A 17,652-nucleotide genomic window follows, 5' to 3' on the forward strand; every position below is an offset into this window, starting at 1 on the left:
GGGCTAATTTAATACCTTATTCAGTTCGATGCTGAATTTATCAGCTGGCATGAACCCGACTACACGGGGGTCTGCCAGCTGGTTACCGTTGGCATCGAAGAAAATGATGCCGGGTGGGCCGAATAAATTAAAGCGCTTTAAGAGCTCACGGTCTGCAGCGGTATTTTTTGTCACATCCGCCTGCACTAAGGTCATTTGGCTCATTTTTTGGGCTACCTCGGTTTTACTGAAAGTAAATTGCTCCATTTCAATACAAGCCACACACCAATCAGCGTAAAAATCCAGCAACACAGGTTTTGTAGTAGAAGCCAACACTGCATCCAACTCCTCCACATTTGTGATCTGCTGAAAAGGTGGAATATTCACCGCAGCAGCAGATTCCGCCCCGCCACTGCCAAAGCCTAAACCAGACAAAGGTTGCATCACACTGCGACCGCCTGAAGCCACGCCTACCGTCAGCGCAATGGCCCACACCGCCACCAGTATGCCTACCCCCTTTAGCAACTGTTGAAATACACCAGCGCTACCCTCTAAGTGGCGGAAAGCCCCTAACAATACAGCAGACCAAATAGCTAATACTGCCCAACCCAGCATTAATACCCAATTAGGCAATACGGAATTCACCATCCACCATGCCGTGGCCAATAATAAAATACCAAAGCCGTATTTGATGCCATTCATCCAACCACCGGCTTTGGGCAGTAAAGCACCGGAAGAAGCCCCCACCACTAGCAACAACGTGCCTGAGCCCCACGCTAAGGCAAATAAGGAGGCGCCGCCTAGGACCACATCGCCCGTTTGCGAAATAAAGAGTAGCACGCCCGCTAAAGGCGCTGCCACGCATGGACCTACAATCAGAGCAGACAGCATTCCCATAAAGAAAACGCCACCATAACGCCCACCGGGCAGCTTGGATAAACGGCCCTGCAAAGAGGACTGCATACCGGAAGGTACTTGCAAGTTATAAACATCAAACATGGAAAGCGCTAACACGGCCAATATAATGGCAAACAAACTCAGCACCCACGGTGTTTGTAACCATACCGCTAAACTCGCACCGGCTAAACCAGCCGCTACGCCTAAAGCGGTATACACAATAGACATACCCAACACATAGGCAGCGGCCAAAGACAGCCCACGCCAGCGCGAATCCGTTTCTTTTACGCCCTGCCCCGCAATAATACTGAGCAATATCGGTACCATGGGGAGCACGCAGGGCGTAAATGAGAGCAACAAACCCAACACAAAAGCCAAGCCCATCATTTCAGGCCAAGAAGCATTGGCTAAAAAGCCGGCTAAGCCGGTATCACTAAGGCTAAAGGCATCAGAAAAACTGGATGCATCTGATGCCGTGTTTGGGCCTGTAGCCGCCTTACCTGTTATTGGTTCGGTTAAAGGCGCAGGCACTGAATCCACTACCCATTTACCTTGCGCTTTGTAACCACCATCTACGGCAGCAAGCTGCACCGTTTCTGTCATGGGTGAATAACACAAACCCGCATCAGCACAGCCTTGAAAACTAATGGCAAATTTTGCAGGTAATAAAGCAGAAGCTGAACCCTGCCCCGCCTCCACCGGCACGCGTACCGTGACTTGCTCACGATACACCGGCATGTCTTTATCAAAGGTGGGGTCATAAGTGATGATAGCGGGTGGAAATTCAGGCGCTCCCACGGCATCTTCGCTACCATCTAAGGCAAAGGCAAAGCGCGACTGATACATGTAATACTCAGGCGCGATCTTAAAATGCACGTCTACCTCAGTAGGGCTGTGCATGGCTACTGAGAGCTCAAAGGCTTGTTCTGGATCTAAAAAATCGTCTTGGGCGTAGGCAGTATTAAACCAGCCCATAGCCGCCACCAGCATAGATAATACAAGCAGCAAATAATAACGTAGCTGCATTGGCGTAGACACCAGCATAAAATCCCTTTGAGTTTTGTTAATCAATTTATTAACTTATTAATAATAAATAATTAGATAATGGACATAGATGTCTCTATAGACCAATGCAACTGGAAAAGGTTCATTATTTAGCCGCTGTTTCCGTTTTTACCCAGTCTACGTATTCTTCTAAACCCGCAATGACTGGCACCACCAATATCTCAGGCACCTCATCAGCATGCAGCGCCTTAATGCGCTCCATCAACTCCATCACACGCGCACCGGTGGTTTTAAAAGTAAGTTGAATTTCTTCTGCGCTTTTTAATTCACCATCCCATTCGTAAGTTGACAAACTGGGGGCTGCCATGTTCACACACGCTGCTAATCCTTCTTCTACCGCCACATGCGCGATACGTTTGGCTTGAGTTTGACTGGAAGCATTACTCATTACCAACACAATCTGCTCTATAGAATGAGGGTGAAAGGTTAAATCGTTTTCCATTTAATTCTCCTTTTTGATGGTAATTACAACAATAACAACAACCATAACAGCTATAAAAGCCATAAAAAAACCACTGAGAAATAGTCTTCAGTGGTTTTTATTAGCTTTGTGTAGCTAAAAGCTTAGCGAGCGCGATAGATTACTCTTCGTCTTGCTCTAGATTAGAGCGCTCTACTAGCTCCATGTACGCCATAGGTGCGTTATCGCCTTGGCGGAAGCCCATTTTAAGCACACGGGTGTAACCACCATTACGCTCTTGGAATAGAGGGCCTAATACATCAAACAGTTTAGTTACGGCATCGCGGTCACGTAGACGAGCGAATGCTAAACGACGGTTTGCAACGGTGGGGTTTTTAGCCAATGTGATCAAAGGCTCAATCACACGACGCAGCTCTTTGGCTTTAGGCAATGTAGTTTTGATGGCTTCGTGCTCAATCAAAGAAACCGACATATTGCGGAACATAGCCAAACGGTGGCTGCTAGTGCGATTTAGTTTACGTAAACCATGACGATGACGCATGATATTTTCCTAATATTAAATTGAATCTTATTTAAAAACCCTGGGTTCTTTTTCCGGCCTAAAAAGGCCGGGGGCCAGGTGAGGGGGTATTTTATCATGAATCCCGGTCTTGGACCGCTCACAACAGGTGAATTTTCACCCGTAGGGAGCGGCCCGTGGCCGCGATACAACAATTATGGGTGCTCTAAACCTAGAGGTGGCCAGTTTTCTAGCTTCATACCTAAAGTCAAACCGCGTGCCGCCAATACCTCTTTGATTTCGTTAAGAGATTTACGACCCAAGTTTGGTGTTTTAAGTAATTCGTTTTCGGTGCGCTGGATAAGATCACCGATGTAGTAGATGTTTTCAGCTTTAAGACAGTTAGCAGAACGAACTGTGAGCTCTAAATCATCTACAGGACGTAGTAACACGGGATCAATCTGTGGTGTGGCTTGCTCTTCGGCTTCGAAGGTATCTTCTTCGTTTTCTAAGGCAGCAAACACAGAAATCTGATCCATCAGAATACGAGCGGCTTGGCGCACGGCTTCTTCGGGTGTTAATACACCGTTGGTTTCAATGTCAAGCACCAACTTATCTAAGTCAGTACGCTGTTCAACACGAGCGTTTTCTACTTCGTAGCTCACGCGACGCACTGGACTAAAAGACGCATCTAAAATGATACGACCAATGGTGTGTTGGCGGTCTTCAGATAAGGTGCGGATATTACCGGGCACATAACCTCTACCTTGCTCAACCTTGATTTGCATTTCAAGCTTGCCTTCATCAGTCAAGGTGGCTAAGTGGTGGTCTGGGTTAATGATTTCCACATCGTGCGGTAATTCTATATCACTAGCATAAACTTCACCTTCACCCGTTTTGTTTAAGGTGAGCGTGACTTCTTCACGGCCATGCAACTTAAACACTACGCCTTTGAGGTTAAGCATAATATCAACCACGTCATCACGTACACCATCAATGGTGGAATACTCGTGAACCACACCCGTGATTTGCACTTCGGTGGGAGAGTAACCTGTCATGGATGACAGTAAAATACGACGTAATGCATTACCTAGCGTATGACCATAACCACGCTCGAAAGGCTCCATAATGACCTTGGCATGATTATCGCTGATGGCCTCGATCTCTATGGAACGTGGCTTTAGAAAGGCTTGAGACATGTGTGTTCCTTTTCAATACCCTCGGCTCGTTACACCGATAAGGCTGATGGAATAATAGAGAAGATCGCGGGCGTGGCCCGCTCTCTACAGGGGGTATCTTCACCTATATAGGAGATTCACCCGGTAGGGAGCGGGCCACGCCCGCGACTTACTGATTAACGTGAGTACAACTCAACAACTAGCGACTCATCCACATCACGTGCAACATCTTCACGCTCTGGGATTTGTTTGAATACACCGCTTAGTTTGCTGGAATCTACTTCTAACCACTGGGCAATACCTACGCTTTCAGCCAACTCTAAGGCCTCTTTAATACGAGTCTGAGAGCGTGACTTTTCGCGAATGGTGATTACATCACCGGCTTTCACGGCCATGGAAGGAATATCAGCGGTTCTACCGTTGATTTCGATGGCGCGGTGAGTTACCAGCTGACGTGCTTCGGCGCGTGTAGAGCCAAAACCCATGCGGTAGACTACGTTGTCTAGGCGAGTTTCAAGTAATTGAATTAAAAGCTCACCGGTGTTACCACGGCGGCGCTCAGCCTCTACAAAGTAGCGACGGAATTGTTTCTCTAGTACACCGTACATACGCTTCAGTTTTTGCTTTTCGCGCAACTGTAAGCCGTAGTCTGAGGTACGAGAGCCGGAGGTACGACCGTGCTGACCTGGACGAGAATCCAATTTACATTTGGAGTCCAAGGAGCGACGGGCGCTTTTTAAAAATAAATCTGTACCCTCACGACGTGAGAGTTTACATTTAGGTCCAATATAACGAGCCACTTATCTTCCCCTTAGATACGACGACGCTTGGGAGGGCGGCAACCGTTATGTGGGATCGGCGTGATGTCTGCAATACTGGTAATTTTAATACCTAATGCATTCAACGCACGAACCGACGAATCACGGCCAGGGCCAGGGCCCTTGATGCGTACTTCCAAGTTTTTAATACCGTATTCCATTGCAGTACGACCAGCCATTTCGGCGGCCATCTGTGCAGCAAACGGTGTTGATTTACGCGAGCCTTTAAAGCCTGCGCCACCAGACGTCGCCCAAGACAACGCGTTGCCTTGACGATCGGTGATAGTAATGATTGTGTTGTTGAAAGTCGCCTGAACGTGCGCTATGCCGTCGGAGACGCTCTTTCTGATTCTCTTACGAGCGCGCGATGCGCCAGAAGCTTTAGCCATCTTCTATTCCTCGATTATTTCTTCAGAGATTGCGCTGCACGACGTGGTCCCTTACGGGTACGTGCATTAGTGCGTGTCTGTTGGCCGCGTACAGGCAGCCCTCGACGGTGGCGCATCCCACGATAACAGCCCATATCAATCAAACGTTTGATGGATAGTTGGACTTCACGACGTAAATCGCCTTCAACGTTAAATTCCGAAATCTGTTCACGAATTACTTCTAGTTCGGCGTCGGTAAGATCTTTGATCTTTTTGGAGTATTCAATGCTCGCTGCGTCACATATCTGACGCGCACGAGTACGACCGATGCCGAAAATCGCGGTTAGACCGATTTCGGCGTGTTGATGCGGCGGAATATTAATGCCTGCAATACGGGCCATGGTTGTTCCTTTTTAAATCGGTTGCGTTTCGGCCTATCAGCCTTGACGCTGCTTGTGACGGGGATCTGTGCAAATTACACGTACCACGCCATGACGTTTAATGATTTTACAGTTGCGGCATATCCGCTTAACTGATGCCATTACCTTCATGGTTGACTCCTAGTTTCCTTAAACACGCACCTTGCCTGAATGTAGCCTACATGTATGGGCTCTTTCTAGCTCGATACGAAAAGTTGCGTTCGATTAGGGAGGTTGGACTCCAACCTCACCTTGCTGTTGTATAACATCGTTCTGTACTGCTGTGCTGCTACTGCTATTGCGCTATTACATAGGCAATCCCGTGCCTTTAAAGTTTGCCTTTTTAAGCAACGAGTCATATTGCTGGGACATCATATAGGCTTGCGCCTGTGACATGAAATCCATGGTAACGATCACAATAATCAGCAAGGAAGTACCACCAAAATAGAACGGTACATTCCAGCGCATTTGCAGAAACTCCGGAACCAAACAAACTATAGTGATGTAAATAGATCCAGCCAATGTTAAGCGGGATAAAATGCGATCAATATAGCGCGCTGTTTGTGTGCCAGGACGTATACCAGGTACAAACGCACCGCTTTTCTTCAGATTGTCTGCAGTCTCACGGCTATTAAAAACTAATGCTGTGTAGAAAAAACAGAACAATATAATCAGAACTGAAAACAGCGTGATGTATAAAGGCTGACGAGGTGAAAGCGCTGCTTCCAAATCACGTAACCAGCCCAGACCCGGTGTAGAGGAGAACCAACTAGCAATTGTAGCTGGAAGCAGAATAATTGACGAGGCAAAAATAGGAGGTATTACCCCAGCCATATTCAACTTCAGCGGTAAATGCGAGCTTTGTCCACCATAGATACGGTTACCTACTTGACGCTTAGCATAGTTTACCGTGATACGACGCTGTCCACGCTCTACGAAAACAACAAAATACGTTACTGCAACCACTAATACAATGATGAACAATGCTGAAACTATAGACATTGCATCGGTACGTACTAGATCTAGCAAGCCACCAAGGGCGCTAGGTAATCCTGCCACAATACCCGCAAAAATGATGATGGAAATACCATTACCAATACCACGTTCAGTGATTTGTTCACCTAGCCACATGAGGAACATGGTTCCAGTAACTAAGGTAACCACCGCGGTAAAGCGGAATACTAAGCCTGGATCTATAACGAGCCCAGGCTGTGACTCCAAGGCCATAGAAATACCAATGGCTTGAAATAAAGCAAGAAATACTGTGCCGTAACGGGTGTATTGGGTGATCTTTCGACGCCCCGCCTCACCTTCTTTTTTAATTGCCTCTAGCGTAGGCACAACCACCGACATTAACTGCATAATAATAGATGCAGAAATGTAGGGCATGATTCCCAGTGCAAACACTGAGAATCGTTGCAATGCACCACCGGAGAACATATTAAACATCCCCAAGATACCATCTTGGTTTTGTTGGAATAGATCTGCGAGTGCATCTGGGTGGATTCCTGGTACAGGAATCTGCGTACCCAAGCGGTAAACTACCAGCGCGAGCAATAGGAATATCACACGCCGTTTTAAATCGGCGTAACCGGATCCTGACTTACCTTTTGCCTGTGCTTTAGCCACCGTGACCCCTTTTATTCAGCCAAAGATCCGCCAGCTGCTTCAATAGCAGCGCGGGCACCAGCTGTAGCACGCAAGCCTTTTAATACGACTTTGCGGGATAGTTCGCCGGATTTGATTACTTTAGCGTATCGTACGAGCTGACCAACTACGCCAGCTTGCTTAAGTACCTGAATATCCACTTCTTCAACGTCTAAACGCTGTAGATCGGATAAACGGACTTCTGCGTGTAAGTGACCACCAGGTGCAGTAAAACCGCGTTTAGGTAGGCGACGCTGTAAAGGCATTTGACCGCCTTCAAAGCCAACTTTGTGGTAACCACCAGAACGAGATTTCTGTCCTTTGTGGCCACGACCTCCTGTTTTACCATAACCCGAACCCGTACCGCGACCTACGCGGCGAGCTTCGTGCTTGGAGCCTTCAGCAGGTGATAAGGTGTTTAATTGCATTTGCGACATGCCGATTCCTTTAGGCTTCCGAAACGGTGACTAGATAATCCACTTTCTGGATCATGCCACGTACTTCGGGAGTGTCATTCAGAACGCGGCTGCTGTTAATGCGGCGTAGACCTAGACCACGAACGGTATCGCGGTGATCTTGCTTAGTACCGATAACAGAGCGCACGAGAGTTACTCTGATTTGCTTCTGTGCCATGATTTACCCCAGAATTTCTTCAACTGTTTTACCGCGTTTAGCAGCAATCTCAGCCGGTGTGGAGCAAGCGCGCAAACCGTTTAAGGTAGCACGAACCATGTTGTACGGGTTACTGGAGCCTAAGCTTTTTGCTACGACGTCACGCACACCCATTACTTCGAAGATAGCACGCATTGGGCCACCTGCGATAACACCAGTACCTGGTGCAGCTGGAGAAATAAGAACGGTGGATGCACCATGCTTACCAACAACTGTGTGATGTAGTGTTCCGTCTTTTAGCGCAACTTGGAATAAACCACGACGGGCTTGTTCCATGGCTTTCTGTACAGAAACCGGTACCTCACGGGCTTTTCCTTTGCCCATTCCGATACGGCCGTCACCATCGCCTACTACTGCTAATGCAGCGAAACTCATGGTGCGACCACCTTTAACGACTTTACTGACGCGGTTAACCGCAATCATTTTTTCGCGCATGCCATCGTCGCGATCATCAGCATGCTGTCTGCCTTGTGCTTTAGCCATTTATAAGTCCTTAGAACTTCAAGCCGGCTTCACGCGCGGCGTCGGCCAACGCTTTCACGCGGCCATGATAACGGAAGCCCGAACGATCGAAAGCGACTGTTTCTATACCAGCCTCTTTGGCTTTTTCGGCAACACGTTTGCCGATAATTGCGGCCGCTGCAGCATTGCCGCCATTGGCAAGCTGTTTGCGCACTTCAGGTTCCATCGATGAAGCGCTGACCAAAATGCGGTCGCCCTCGGGCGAGATGATGTTGGCGTAAATGTGCAGATTGGTGCGGTGTACCGCCAGGCGATGTACGCGTAACTCTGCAATTTTCTTGCGAGTTGCAACTGCACGACGCAAACGAGATGTTTTCTTATCCATAATTCGTCCTTGCCTGTGCGATTATTTCTTCTTGGTTTCTTTGAGGGCTACTTGCTCTTCGGCGTAGCGAACACCCTTGCCTTTGTAAGGCTCGGGACGACGGTATGCGCGAATCTCAGCAGCACACTGACCAACTACCTGTTTGTCTGAACCCGTCAATATAATTTCTGTAGGGGTAGGACATTGGGCAGTTACACCAGCGGGTAACTCATGCACGATATCGTGCGAGTAACCAAGCTGAAGCTTGAGCGCTTCGCCTTGCACTTGAGCACGGAAACCCACACCTATTAATAATAGTTTGCGTGTGAAACCAGTGCTTACGCCTGTGACCATATTGCTCACTAAAGAACGTACGGTACCAGACATGGCTTTAGCATGACGACTATCGTTAGCGGCTACAAAATTTAGCTCGCCATCGTTTAGCTCAATTTTAACATCGCCGGTCAAAGCTTGCACTAAAGTACCACGAGGGCCTTTAACGGTGATTTGATCTTCGGTGATGTTTGCTTCTACACCCTGAGGCACTGCGACTGGGTATTTAGCAATACGTGACATTGACATTGTGATGTTCTCCTTATGCCACGAAGCAGAGGACTTCGCCGCCCACGCCAGTAGCACGTGCTTTACGATCTGTCATCACACCTTGGGGTGTGGAAACGATCGCAACGCCCAAGCCATTCATGACCTGAGGGATGCTTTTGCTACCTTTGTAGATGCGTAGACCAGGACGTGACACGCGATCGATGCGCTCGATTACGGGCTGTCCAGCGTAATATTTTAAGGTAATTTCCAATACAGGTTTTTTGTCACCCTCTACTTGGAAATCTTCGATATAGCCTTCGTCTTTTAGCACAGCTGCAATAGCAGCTTTCAGCTTCGAGGAGGGCATGGATACCGACGTTTTGTTGACCATTTGTGCGTTACGTACGCGAGTCAACATGTCGGCGATTGGATCGCTCATGCTCATGTTTTTTCTCCTACCAGCTAGCCTTGGTCATACCCGGAATTTCGCCTGCGAGGGCCATTTCACGGATTTTATGACGAGTTAAACCGAATTGTTGGTATACACCGCGAGAACGGCCAGTCACAACACAGCGGTTACGCAAACGTGTTGGATTTGAGTTACGGGGAAGCTTTTGTAATTCTAAGCGTGCCTCGTAGCGTTCTTCGTCGGACTTGGACTGATCGTTAATGATTGCTTTAAGCGCAGCGCGCTTTGGTGCATATTTTTCGACCAGTTTTTCGCGTTTGATATTGCGATTGATCAGTGATAGTTTTGCCACGTCATCGCCCCTTAGTTACGGAACGGGAAGCTGAAAGCACTTAATAGCGCCTTGGCTTCGTCGTCAGTCTGGGCAGTTGTGGTGATACTGATATTCAAACCACGAACTGCATCAATTTTATCGTATTCAATTTCAGGGAAAATGATTTGTTCTTTAACCCCTAAGTTGAAGTTTCCACGGCCATCAAATGCACGAGCTGGTATACCGCGGAAGTCACGTACACGTGGAAGTGCAACAGCGATCAAGCGATCTAAAAACTCATACATGCGGCGACCACGCAATGTGACTTTACAGCCAATTGGGTAATCTTCGCGGATTTTAAAACCGGCAATAGCTTTGCGGGTTTTGGTAATAACAGGTTTCTGACCTGCGATTTTTGCCATGTCTTCGGTTGCGTTGTCGATCGCTTTACGATCTGCAACGGCCTCAGATACACCCATATTTAAGGTGATCTTAGAAATGCGAGGAACCTGCATGATACTCTTATAACCGAATTGTTCTTGTAAATCGGCTACAACTTTATCGCGGTAAAATTCTTGTAAACGTGCCATGATTGAGTCCCTTATGCCTTAGCGCCAACGACTTTGCCGTTGGAACGAAATACACGCACTTTGCGACCATCAACCACATCAAAACCAACGCGATCAGCTTTGTTAGTTTCGGGGTTAACCAAAGCAATGTTAGAGATATGGATAGGCATGGTTTTATCTACAATGCCACCTTGCACCCCAGACATAGGGTTAGGACGCACGTGCTTTTTAGCTACGTTAATGCCTTCGACCAAAATGCGGTCTCCATTAACGGCTAGAACGGTGCCACGGCGAGTTTTATCGCGACCGGTGAGTACAATGACTTCGTCGCCTTTACGGATTTTTTGCATATCCCAGGCTCCTTATAGTACTTCGGGTGCCAACGATACGATCTTCATGAACTTTTCAGTACGCAATTCACGCGTAACTGGTCCGAAGATACGAGTACCGATGGGCTCGAGTTTTGCATTAAGCAAAACGGCGGCATTGCCACCAAATTTAATGAGCGAACCGTCTTTACGGCGAACACCTTTGGCAGTACGAACCACCACAGCGTTGTAAATTTCGCCTTTTTTGACGCGTCCGCGCGGGGCCGCTTCTTTAACGGTGACTTTGATGATGTCACCGATAGCGGCATAACGGCGCTTGGAGCCACCCAACACTTTAATGCACATAATAGAGCGCGCACCTGTGTTGTCGGCCACTTTCAGCGTGGTCTGCATTTGAATCATGATTTTTCCTGTTCCAACTTGGCCGCTCAACCTGATACGACATAATGCATACCAAGCAACGCAACCAGTTTTGGTCCCGTCAGATTAGACGTAGTAACCACACCAATTGGCTGTAGTAGCTTACGCCGAACCCTGGGTTGAATCTTGCGAGAAACAAAACGTGTGTTTTTTAATTTTACTTGCTTGTTGTTTGCAAGTAAGTCACACATATTAACCCATAAACCCTTAATAATGCAAGATCTATAGCACTTTTTAGCTTTTATGCCACATTAATGCCATATTTCTGCAATAAAGCCGTAATTTCAGGGGTAATTTGCACTTTTCCTGACACCACAAAACGCGCCCCTGCCTGTTTCGTTATCTCTAAAGCACTGCCTAACATCACAAGACCGCCCTCTTTAGCCGTGAGCTCATTGATATCTTGTGCCATCACATGCACATAATCCGTATAATGATTCTGTAATTCCAACAGCACATGCGGCAAGCTAAGGGCACGACGTATACCTAACTTCACCTGGCGCTTATGCAACATCGCACTAAAGTCAGCCACTGCCACCGGCTCGCTAATGACGGCATACGCATCGAGTTCTATATATAAACGCTGCGTGATGTCTGCACCGGCTAACTGTAATACATCGGCTACTTTTTCATTAAATGTGGCTTGGGTAATAGAAGATAAAGACACCCGGATAATTAAACACTGTGAATCATGGTGCTCTAACCAATCAGTAGCCAATTCAAAAGTGCGTAAATCACACATAGCCGATAAGCCTAAACGCGTGGCTACAGGCATGAACTGGTAACCCGAGAGCACTTCGCCTTTAGTTTGCTTAGGGTGCAGCAACAAGGTGGTTTCATGACAAGGCTGGCCATCAATGATGGCCTCGCCTTGTAAAGCCAAACTAAACCCATTGTGTGCCAAGGCGTCTTGAATAATAACGCGCCACTGGGTTTCACCGCCTTTGGGTTGCTCTACTATTTGCTCTGCCTGCTCACTGGTAATCACTTCGATTACATTATGGCCGGCACTCTCTGCGCGCATCAGCGCCTGATCTAAGCGCCCCATAATATGCGCGAGTAACTGCCCGGCTTTAAAATCCGTTTGCGCCATAGCCCAACGGCAAAACTCCCCATCCGGCAACTGTATGCGCTGCTGGCGTAATATAAGCTGCACCTCATCCATAAATGACTGCATGGGCTGCGCCGCTAAACCCACCGCCAGAATGGCAAAATCCGAACCATTTAATCGGGCTAACACTAAACTGCCTTGTGTTTTTTTGTGATAAACATCCACCAAATTTTGAAGTTGCTCACTTAGACTTTTAAGCCAATCATCCACATTCGCCCGTGACATAACCCGGTTTATCTCTGCTAGATCGCGCTGCCTAAAAATAAACAGTAAGCCCTCTTCCACCTTTTTTTCTTCCACCTGCCTGCGTAATTCATTAATGAAATACTTTCTATTAACTAGACCGGTGACTGGATCTTGGTTGAGCTCCACTTCTAAGGATTCAATTTTTGCATTTTGCTCTTCAGCGGTAGCTAAGACGTTTTCACGGGCAGAAACAATGGCTTGAGTGACTTCTGTCAATTCAGAAAAAGTGGATTTAGGTGGCTGATAAGCTCCATTATCTGTGTTTTTATCGCTAAGCGCATTTAGCTGCTGAGCTACTTCTTCATGCAGCACACGGCGTAACCAACGCATTAAAAACAGCACAAACAACGCCCATAAGACGCCAGCCCCGAGCACCCATGCCACTAAACGCGTAAAACTGCGCCATAAGCTATCACGGGCGTAGGAAGCATCGGCTTGTAAATATAAATCACCCACCTGACGCCAACCATCACTCACTGAAGCACCACTTTCTGCCATCAGCACAGGCAATAAGCGCTGAAACCAATCGGGCGCTTTCCCCTTATATGTCCCATCGGCCTGCCTATTGAACAGCACCGTACCTTCAGCGTCACTGAGTTTAATTTGATTGAATTGCCCCGAATCAAACTGCGCCATGATGATGAGCTCTTGAGTGATAGGGTCTTGATTCGCGGCTTGCGATAAGGTGAGCGCCAAAGAGGTGGCCGCCGAATCGGTTTGTGATTGCAACTGCGTATTTAAATAACTACGCGCCGAATCCACACTCAGCCACAGCGTGCCGCCCAATATAATAATAATGGCCAAACTTACACTAATCAGTAGCTGCTTCAGTAATGACATATATGACCTTTGTACTTTTTATTTAGGCGTAAAGCCCTCGTTACGCATTTTATCTAATAAATTACGCCAGCGGCTAATGCCTTCCACTGAACTAGGCGATTTGCCACTCACATACACGCCTTTGGAGTTAAAACTAAACACCGGTGTGAGATCGGGACGCTGGCTGGCTGGGCGTATCAATCCCGTTAAATTATCTAAGAGTAAAGGCTCTGCATTGGGCTGGGGATAATAGCCCAGCACCATGTGGGCGATGCTGCTGCCGGCCACCTGCGCGCGTACATAAATCAACCGTAACTTATCGGCCGGTACGCCTAAGCGTATGAGGGAAAAGTATTTGCCTATGACGTAATCCTCACAGTCCGCTTGCGCTCGGCCTAAGGTTTCTAGAGGGCTGGCCCAGTAATCTTCTACGCCCCAAATATCAATGTCTTCACCGCCTAAGGCAATTCGATTCCAAAAACTATTAATTTCTTTCAACTGCTGCTCTTCGGGCATATTTTGTAGACTCGCCATTTTAGTGAGCCACTTGTCCACATTCTGCACGCCCTTGGCGCCGTATTTGCGTTGGGCGGTTTGTTTTATTTGTTGTTCGTTAAGGTCTAATGCATTGACTAAAGGCACAATCAAAAAAGCGATGAGCAGCAGTAGGGCTGTCATCGTCTTTAGTATTGGGCGCTTAGGTAATGGCATAGAAAACAGTTAAAAAAACCACACAGCCTTGTATATTACTATAGTTGGCTGGGTGGTTTTTGGGAGGACGTAGCTTTAGTTTATAAACCCTGATTAAAATCAAGACTAACTAATACCATCAGACCCTCCGGCTTTAAGCAGATTGCTCATATCATCAAGAGCTTGACGACCGATGTCACCAGTATCTGTTGCTGTATCTACTGATTTATCAGCGTCTGCTTTTTCCTGACTCACTGTCTTAGACCTACCATCATCACCGCCTCCTAGGTCATCCATTGATACGCCTTGAGCACCAGAGTCAGCAGTTGGCTGTCGATCCATAGCATTATCTCCTAAGTCAATCTCGTTAACACTCCCATCGTCTAAGAGATCATCTGAAATACCCGAACCGGCTTCGCCCTCTTCGGTTTCTTCCTCGTCGATTTCTTCCTCGTCGACTTCTTCCTCGTCGGCTTCTTCCTTGTCGACCTCTTCTTCCTCACCTATTAATAGACCCTCTGTAAATAAACCCGCTAATCCTTCATCATCAGTGTCCACATCACTTTTCTCTTCAGGTTTTGGCTTAACGATGATATCAACCCTAGCTTCACCACCCTCAGAGCTAACGCTAAGCAACTCGTCTGAGCCTGACTCTTTAGCACTTACTTGAGTAGTTATTTCAAACGGCTCCGTACCTAGCGGAACGCTAAGAACCAAACCGGTATTCAAACTCTTAACCTCATTATCTAGAGATGTAATCTGCCATGAACCATTACCAAGCAAGGTAACCTCAGTATCGCCATAACCTTCGACGACTACACCAGCAGGAATTCCTAGCAAAATAACACTATGTAACGCCGCACTCTGACCGCCAGAAACTTCAGCGTTTAGGTTAAGCCTAACAATTTCAGGAGCATTCTCTTCAGGCTCACTGCCCATTAGACCCATCATCGTTATAGAAGGTTCGATGCTTAGAGATGAAGTGGCACTTAAAGGAGTAGCCGCAGGATCAACAATTACTGTGGTTTCATAGCTACCCTCACTCCAGTTACCAACCCCATCACCTACTTTGAACTGGAAGCTGCCATTTGCATCACTATCTGCATCGGGTACAAATACTAATGAGCCTGACTTTATCTCTGATAAAAGAATTGAACTACCTGCTTGAATTTCAACTCTAGCATTTTCCGTAGCCTGCGTTTGCTTCCCTTCTTTATCAATAATAGTGACACCTACTTTAATCTCATGATAAATCGCACCATTTCCAGGCACTGAAGTAAACTCAATGGCCTTAACGCTTGCTGAGAGATTGTCACCAAAGTCATCCGCTTTCAGAGTATAAGGCTCTCCTGCGGTGGTGGATATAGAGTCATCCGAGGAGCTAAGGTCAAGAACTCCTGAGAAATTAAACCTCTCGCTTGCTGTGTTATCTACTGTTTCATAGTTTCCACCTGTCACTTTGGTAACCTTAACTGCTACATCAGATAAATCACCTAAATCTTTGGCATCGACAGTAAACGACCCTCTACCCGTAGCATTTAACTCAACTTCTATTTCTTTTCCATTCACAACAACGGTAGCTATTGCTTTTGGATAGCCTGCTTGTGGCGGATATCTTTCATCCATTTGAACCGCAAAGGTAACCTGACCATTCTCATCTACCGTCATATCAGTAGACTCTATGGTTTGCTTATATTTAATTTCGTGAATTAAATAGTCATCGACTTTCGTAGGTGCTGTGAACTCTAATTTATCAAAAGAAACTATATCTCCATTTGCGTTTGGTAACTCAAAAGTAAAAGCCTCATCCACTTTATCAGAGCTTCCTTTTGCATTAACTTCTTTTATCTTTTTATTATTAGCGTCATAGTAAGAAACTATTGCTTTAGTTGTGCTACTGCCATTACCAGCTACTTGAGCAAAGCCAACAATTTCACCATTGTTAATAAATGTGAGTTTGGCGGTTTCATGATTATTTCTCCATGCAAAAGAAACATCGATGGAATTTATGTCTTTATCAAATTCCACAATGATTTTTTCACCTAACCCTAACTCTTTTGTATCTCCATTAGATTTATTGATGGTTCGACCCTTTCTGTTAATGGTCTCCACCCCAAACCCATCGTGATCTGTACCTTTAATCACTGATAATTTAGCTTTATTTCCATCACTGCCAACGGCAGTAACCTTAACACCATTAGTCCCATCAATCAATGAACTAGCATTAATAGTCTGTGCTTTTGCAGTGGCTGTTATGGTGATATCAACAGAGTCTTTATCATCATTTATCGTAATAGTTGCTATTTTATCTTTTATATCTATTTTCTCATTAGATATCGCTGATATAGATACTTTTTCTTCTGTTTCCCCTTGCTTATAAACATCATCTACTCTTGATGTCTCTACTTGCGTAGAAGCACTAAGCTCACCCTTAGTAATAGTGATCTGATCACCAGTGCTTAAAGTGATAATTAGATCTTCACTTTGTGCCTTGTCAATGGTAGCTGTAACTTCCGCTTTGACTTTCTCTCCGGTAGCAGCGCCTTCATCACCTTCGGTGACAGAGCTTCCTGTTAGGGTGAGGGTGGGTGGTACTGTATCAAAGGTGCCTTGCGCTGAACCAGCGACACCAAGGTTGCCAGCGGCATCCGCATACGAACCGGCCGGAACGTCCACGGTCACTTGACCGTCAAAGTCTGCATCCACGGTGAGGTCCGCCGTATAGGTGTTGCCATCTTGCGTGAGGTTGCTCAACGTGCCGTTAGCCACTTGAACGTTCTCTAACGCAAACCCTTCTACCGCTTCGTCAAACACGAAACTTACGGTGCCGTTGTCATTGATCGTGACGGTGACCTTGGGGGCCAGCACATCGGCCGTCCAATCTTGACTCGCACCGGTCCCGGCGTTGCCCGCCACATCGGTATAGCTGTCATCAGCAACCGTGATGCTCGGTACTGTGTTCGTGTCATCTTTGGTAAATGTCGCCGTCCACGTGGTGTCATCCACTTTCTGGAAATCATTCAACGACCCACCCGCTACCGCCACATCGCTTTCATCAAAACCGGTCACGGCTTCGCTAAAGCTAAAGGTCACACCCGCGGTTTCACCCACGGCAAGTACCGTGTCGTTATCGGTGGTGATGGTAAGCGTTGGCACCACCACATCAGCCGTCCAAGCTTGACTCGCACCGGTCCCGGCGTTACCCGCCACATCGGTGTAGCTGTTATCAGCCACTGTGATGCTCGGTGCATCGTTCGTGGCATCTTTGGTAAAGGTTGCCGTCCACACGGTGTTATCCGCATTGGAGGTAAAATCACTCAATGTACCGCCCGCCACACTGACGTCACCTTCCGTAAAACCCTCCACCGCTTCGCTAAAGCTAAAGGTCACACCCGCGGTTTCACCCACGGCAAG

General features: G+C 47.0%; 22 protein-coding genes. All 22 read right to left on the reverse strand.

The window, feature by feature from the left end:
* Positions 1 to 3 precede the first annotated feature (3 nt).
* The 22 genes from dsbD to AC2UZJ_RS07680 all read right to left on the reverse strand — a co-directional run bounded on the left by dsbD (position 4) and on the right by AC2UZJ_RS07680 (position 17,646).
* Positions 4 to 1,920 carry a protein-disulfide reductase DsbD gene (dsbD, locus tag AC2UZJ_RS07575; RefSeq protein WP_486949525.1) on the reverse strand — a complete coding sequence of 639 codons (1,917 nt, stop codon included), beginning with the start codon at positions 1,918 to 1,920 and terminating at the stop codon, positions 4 to 6.
* A 106-nt stretch (positions 1,921 to 2,026) separates the two neighbouring features.
* Positions 2,027 to 2,383: a divalent-cation tolerance protein CutA gene (gene cutA / locus AC2UZJ_RS07580; RefSeq protein WP_486949526.1), complete on the reverse strand. Its 357-nt coding sequence runs from the start codon at positions 2,381 to 2,383 to the stop codon at positions 2,027 to 2,029.
* A gap of 139 nt (positions 2,384 to 2,522) precedes the next feature.
* Entirely contained in the window at positions 2,523 to 2,903 is a 381-nt protein-coding gene (gene rplQ, locus AC2UZJ_RS07585; RefSeq protein ID WP_486949527.1) for a 50S ribosomal protein L17, read from the reverse strand.
* A gap of 173 nt (positions 2,904 to 3,076) precedes the next feature.
* Entirely contained in the window at positions 3,077 to 4,060 is a 984-nt protein-coding gene (locus tag AC2UZJ_RS07590; RefSeq protein ID WP_486949528.1) for a DNA-directed RNA polymerase subunit alpha, read from the reverse strand.
* A gap of 155 nt (positions 4,061 to 4,215) precedes the next feature.
* Positions 4,216 to 4,839, reverse strand: a complete 624-nt coding sequence (rpsD, locus tag AC2UZJ_RS07595) for a 30S ribosomal protein S4 (RefSeq protein ID WP_486949529.1) — start codon at positions 4,837 to 4,839, stop codon at positions 4,216 to 4,218.
* Positions 4,840 to 4,850: 11 nt separating this feature from the next.
* Complete coding sequence (rpsK, locus tag AC2UZJ_RS07600) at positions 4,851 to 5,246, reverse strand: 30S ribosomal protein S11 (RefSeq protein WP_486949530.1); 396 nt, start codon at positions 5,244 to 5,246, stop codon at positions 4,851 to 4,853.
* Positions 5,247 to 5,260: 14 nt separating this feature from the next.
* Positions 5,261 to 5,626: a 30S ribosomal protein S13 gene (gene rpsM, locus AC2UZJ_RS07605; RefSeq protein WP_486949531.1), complete on the reverse strand. Its 366-nt coding sequence runs from the start codon at positions 5,624 to 5,626 to the stop codon at positions 5,261 to 5,263.
* Between the two features lie 36 nt (positions 5,627 to 5,662).
* The gene (gene rpmJ, locus AC2UZJ_RS07610) at positions 5,663 to 5,776 is read right to left on the reverse strand and encodes a 50S ribosomal protein L36 (protein WP_003805360.1); all 114 of its coding nucleotides are present in this window, start codon (positions 5,774 to 5,776) and stop codon (positions 5,663 to 5,665) included.
* A gap of 174 nt (positions 5,777 to 5,950) precedes the next feature.
* Positions 5,951 to 7,273 carry a preprotein translocase subunit SecY gene (secY, locus tag AC2UZJ_RS07615; protein WP_486949532.1) on the reverse strand — a complete coding sequence of 441 codons (1,323 nt, stop codon included), beginning with the start codon at positions 7,271 to 7,273 and terminating at the stop codon, positions 5,951 to 5,953.
* 11 nt (positions 7,274 to 7,284) lie between these two features.
* Positions 7,285 to 7,728, reverse strand: coding sequence for a 50S ribosomal protein L15 (gene rplO, locus AC2UZJ_RS07620; protein WP_486949533.1), 444 nt, complete (start codon positions 7,726 to 7,728; stop codon positions 7,285 to 7,287).
* A gap of 10 nt (positions 7,729 to 7,738) precedes the next feature.
* Complete coding sequence (gene rpmD / locus AC2UZJ_RS07625; RefSeq protein ID WP_486949534.1) at positions 7,739 to 7,924, reverse strand: 50S ribosomal protein L30; 186 nt, start codon at positions 7,922 to 7,924, stop codon at positions 7,739 to 7,741.
* A gap of 3 nt (positions 7,925 to 7,927) precedes the next feature.
* Positions 7,928 to 8,446: a 30S ribosomal protein S5 gene (rpsE, locus tag AC2UZJ_RS07630; RefSeq protein WP_486949535.1), complete on the reverse strand. Its 519-nt coding sequence runs from the start codon at positions 8,444 to 8,446 to the stop codon at positions 7,928 to 7,930.
* Positions 8,447 to 8,456: 10 nt separating this feature from the next.
* Entirely contained in the window at positions 8,457 to 8,810 is a 354-nt protein-coding gene (rplR, locus tag AC2UZJ_RS07635) for a 50S ribosomal protein L18 (protein ID WP_486949536.1), read from the reverse strand.
* A 21-nt stretch (positions 8,811 to 8,831) separates the two neighbouring features.
* Positions 8,832 to 9,365, reverse strand: coding sequence for a 50S ribosomal protein L6 (rplF, locus tag AC2UZJ_RS07640; RefSeq protein WP_486949557.1), 534 nt, complete (start codon positions 9,363 to 9,365; stop codon positions 8,832 to 8,834).
* A 19-nt stretch (positions 9,366 to 9,384) separates the two neighbouring features.
* Positions 9,385 to 9,777, reverse strand: coding sequence for a 30S ribosomal protein S8 (rpsH, locus tag AC2UZJ_RS07645; RefSeq protein ID WP_486949537.1), 393 nt, complete (start codon positions 9,775 to 9,777; stop codon positions 9,385 to 9,387).
* 10 nt (positions 9,778 to 9,787) lie between these two features.
* Positions 9,788 to 10,093 carry a 30S ribosomal protein S14 gene (gene rpsN, locus AC2UZJ_RS07650; protein ID WP_486949538.1) on the reverse strand — a complete coding sequence of 102 codons (306 nt, stop codon included), beginning with the start codon at positions 10,091 to 10,093 and terminating at the stop codon, positions 9,788 to 9,790.
* 11 nt (positions 10,094 to 10,104) lie between these two features.
* On the reverse strand, positions 10,105 to 10,644 hold the full coding sequence (rplE, locus tag AC2UZJ_RS07655) for a 50S ribosomal protein L5 (protein WP_486949539.1): 540 nt from the start codon (positions 10,642 to 10,644) through the stop codon (positions 10,105 to 10,107).
* 11 nt (positions 10,645 to 10,655) lie between these two features.
* The gene (rplX, locus tag AC2UZJ_RS07660) at positions 10,656 to 10,973 is read right to left on the reverse strand and encodes a 50S ribosomal protein L24 (RefSeq protein WP_486949540.1); all 318 of its coding nucleotides are present in this window, start codon (positions 10,971 to 10,973) and stop codon (positions 10,656 to 10,658) included.
* A 12-nt stretch (positions 10,974 to 10,985) separates the two neighbouring features.
* Positions 10,986 to 11,354 carry a 50S ribosomal protein L14 gene (rplN, locus tag AC2UZJ_RS07665; protein ID WP_486949541.1) on the reverse strand — a complete coding sequence of 123 codons (369 nt, stop codon included), beginning with the start codon at positions 11,352 to 11,354 and terminating at the stop codon, positions 10,986 to 10,988.
* Between the two features lie 259 nt (positions 11,355 to 11,613).
* On the reverse strand, positions 11,614 to 13,569 hold the full coding sequence (locus tag AC2UZJ_RS07670) for a bifunctional diguanylate cyclase/phosphodiesterase (protein WP_486949542.1): 1,956 nt from the start codon (positions 13,567 to 13,569) through the stop codon (positions 11,614 to 11,616).
* Positions 13,570 to 13,587: 18 nt separating this feature from the next.
* Positions 13,588 to 14,226, reverse strand: coding sequence for a transglutaminase-like cysteine peptidase (locus AC2UZJ_RS07675; RefSeq protein ID WP_486949543.1), 639 nt, complete (start codon positions 14,224 to 14,226; stop codon positions 13,588 to 13,590).
* Between the two features lie 138 nt (positions 14,227 to 14,364).
* Positions 14,365 to 17,646, reverse strand: a complete 3,282-nt coding sequence (locus tag AC2UZJ_RS07680) for an Ig-like domain-containing protein (RefSeq protein WP_486949558.1) — start codon at positions 17,644 to 17,646, stop codon at positions 14,365 to 14,367.
* Positions 17,647 to 17,652: the final 6 nt, after the last annotated feature.

Source organism: Paenalcaligenes sp. DL 309, assembly GCF_057475285.1.

What these genes read in the sequence shown, in the direction of transcription:
- dsbD (WP_486949525.1), bottom strand. Translation starts at nt 1,920, where the DNA reads ATGCTGGTGTCTACGCCAATGCAGCTACGTTATTATTTGCTGCTTGTA.
- cutA (WP_486949526.1), bottom strand. Translation starts at nt 2,383, where the DNA reads ATGGAAAACGATTTAACCTTTCACCCTCATTCTATAGAGCAGATTGTG.
- rplQ (WP_486949527.1), bottom strand. Translation starts at nt 2,903, where the DNA reads ATGCGTCATCGTCATGGTTTACGTAAACTAAATCGCACTAGCAGCCAC.
- AC2UZJ_RS07590 (WP_486949528.1), bottom strand. Translation starts at nt 4,060, where the DNA reads ATGTCTCAAGCCTTTCTAAAGCCACGTTCCATAGAGATCGAGGCCATC.
- rpsK (WP_486949530.1), bottom strand. Translation starts at nt 5,246, where the DNA reads ATGGCTAAAGCTTCTGGCGCATCGCGCGCTCGTAAGAGAATCAGAAAG.
- rpsM (WP_486949531.1), bottom strand. Translation starts at nt 5,626, where the DNA reads ATGGCCCGTATTGCAGGCATTAATATTCCGCCGCATCAACACGCCGAA.
- rpmJ (WP_003805360.1), bottom strand. Translation starts at nt 5,776, where the DNA reads ATGAAGGTAATGGCATCAGTTAAGCGGATATGCCGCAACTGTAAAATC.
- rplO (WP_486949533.1), bottom strand. Translation starts at nt 7,728, where the DNA reads ATGTCGCAAATGCAATTAAACACCTTATCACCTGCTGAAGGCTCCAAG.
- rpmD (WP_486949534.1), bottom strand. Translation starts at nt 7,924, where the DNA reads ATGGCACAGAAGCAAATCAGAGTAACTCTCGTGCGCTCTGTTATCGGT.
- rpsE (WP_486949535.1), bottom strand. Translation starts at nt 8,446, where the DNA reads ATGGCTAAAGCACAAGGCAGACAGCATGCTGATGATCGCGACGATGGC.
- rplR (WP_486949536.1), bottom strand. Translation starts at nt 8,810, where the DNA reads ATGGATAAGAAAACATCTCGTTTGCGTCGTGCAGTTGCAACTCGCAAG.
- rplF (WP_486949557.1), bottom strand. Translation starts at nt 9,365, where the DNA reads ATGTCACGTATTGCTAAATACCCAGTCGCAGTGCCTCAGGGTGTAGAA.
- rpsH (WP_486949537.1), bottom strand. Translation starts at nt 9,777, where the DNA reads ATGAGCATGAGCGATCCAATCGCCGACATGTTGACTCGCGTACGTAAC.
- rplE (WP_486949539.1), bottom strand. Translation starts at nt 10,644, where the DNA reads ATGGCACGTTTACAAGAATTTTACCGCGATAAAGTTGTAGCCGATTTA.
- rplX (WP_486949540.1), bottom strand. Translation starts at nt 10,973, where the DNA reads ATGCAAAAAATCCGTAAAGGCGACGAAGTCATTGTACTCACCGGTCGC.
- rplN (WP_486949541.1), bottom strand. Translation starts at nt 11,354, where the DNA reads ATGATTCAAATGCAGACCACGCTGAAAGTGGCCGACAACACAGGTGCG.
- AC2UZJ_RS07670 (WP_486949542.1), bottom strand. Translation starts at nt 13,569, where the DNA reads ATGTCATTACTGAAGCAGCTACTGATTAGTGTAAGTTTGGCCATTATT.
- AC2UZJ_RS07675 (WP_486949543.1), bottom strand. Translation starts at nt 14,226, where the DNA reads ATGACAGCCCTACTGCTGCTCATCGCTTTTTTGATTGTGCCTTTAGTC.